Origin of the sequence: Nonomuraea sp. NPDC049655 (genome assembly GCF_044465465.1) — a bacterium.
In the GTDB taxonomy this organism is placed as follows: Bacteria; Actinomycetota; Actinomycetes; order Streptosporangiales; family Streptosporangiaceae; genus Nonomuraea.
Window position 1 is genome coordinate 1 of record NZ_JBITLS010000037.1, and the last position, 1,432, is coordinate 1,432.

1 protein-coding gene and 1 pseudogene are annotated in these 1,432 nt (G+C 65.4%); both read left to right on the top strand.

The annotated features are described in order from the left end of the window. Positions 1-238 precede the first annotated feature (238 nt). Positions 239-1,321 carry an IS110 family transposase gene (locus tag ACIBQ6_RS50710; RefSeq protein WP_397219631.1) on the top strand — a complete coding sequence of 361 codons (1,083 nt, stop codon included), beginning with the start codon at positions 239-241 and terminating at the stop codon, positions 1,319-1,321. Between the two features lie 16 nt (positions 1,322-1,337). Beyond that, a pseudogene (locus ACIBQ6_RS50715) lies at positions 1,338-1,432 on the top strand (transposase); the annotation flags it as partial.

Consider the following 1,432-nt stretch of genomic DNA (forward strand, 5'->3'; position numbering starts at 1 on the left):
ATCTGGTCGAACTGTGAGGATCTTCTTGTGCCGCCCGGACGAGGTCCTGGCCCGTGGTCTAACTGGCCGTGCTGCCTTTGGATTGATCTGCCGGTCCTTGCTCCGGGCGGTGCTTGCTGGCGTCGGACCGGCAGACGTGTCCCGATAGGGGCCTTGCCGCTACAAGGCACCGTCACAGTTCTGACCGTCACGCCGGCCCGACGACGGCCATCCCCTCACAGGTCGTTCAAGGAGCCAGATGACCCCCGTCAGCATGCCCGAACCCGACGTCGACCGCCAGATCGAAGACATCGTTCTAGGCGTCGATACGCATAAGGACGTGCACGTCGCCGTGGTGTTGACGTTGACGGGAGGTGTGGTGGCGCACGCCGCATTCCCGACCACGGTGGCGGGCTATCAGCAGCTCGTGGCCTGGGCTCGCTCGCTGGGCCAGGTGCGGCGTGCTGGAGTCGAAGGCACAGGATCCTACGGGGCGGCACTGACCCGGCATCTGCAAGCCGAGAGGCTCACGGTTTTGGAGGTCAACCGGCCGAACCGGGCAGAGCGCCGCCGCCGGGGCAAGAGCGACGTGATCGACGCGGAGAACGCGGCCCGGGCCGTCCTGGCCGGGCAGGCGACTGCTCTTCCGAAGAGCGCTGACGGTCCGGTCGAGATGCTGAGGATGTTCAAAGTCGCCAAGGATTCCGCGATCAAGGCGCGCACGCAGTCGATCAACCAGCTCAAAGCATTGCTGGTCTCTGCTGATCCCGCCTTGCGTGATCGTCTCGCAGGACTGTCCGTCCCACGGCTGATCACCGCGTGCGCTGCACTGGATCCCGCGGCGGTCACCGATCTCGCGGGCGCCATGCTCTACACGCTCAAGCTCCTGGCCGAGCGAATCCAGTATCTGACCAGAGAGATCAACGAGCTGTCCAAGCACATCACGACAGCTGTTGAGGTCGCAGCTCCTGCGCTCCTCCAGCAGCCCGGCATTGGGCCTGACAGTGCCGCTGTTCTCCTCATCGCTGCGGGTGACAACCCAGACAGGCTCGCCAGCGAAGCGTCCTTCGCTGCTCTGTGCGGGGTGAGTCCGCTGGAATCGTCATCCGGGAAGTCCAGCCGGCGACGGCTGAATCGCGGCGGTGACCGCCAGGCCAACGCGGCCCTCTACCGGATCACGCTCAGTCGCCTGCGCTGGGACCCACGCACTCAGGACTACCTGCGCAAATGCACTGCTGACGGAAAGACTCGTCGGGAGGTCATCCGGTGCCTGAAGCGCTACATCGCGCGCGAAGTCCATCGCATCATCATCAGCTCCAGCGCGCCCAGGTTCGAGGCTTGACATCCATAGGGGCATCAACCCGCAGGAGCGGCTGAACAAGGAGATCCGCCGCCGCACCGACGTGGTCGGCATCTTCCCCGACCGGGCCGCGATCATCCGCCTGGTCGGCGC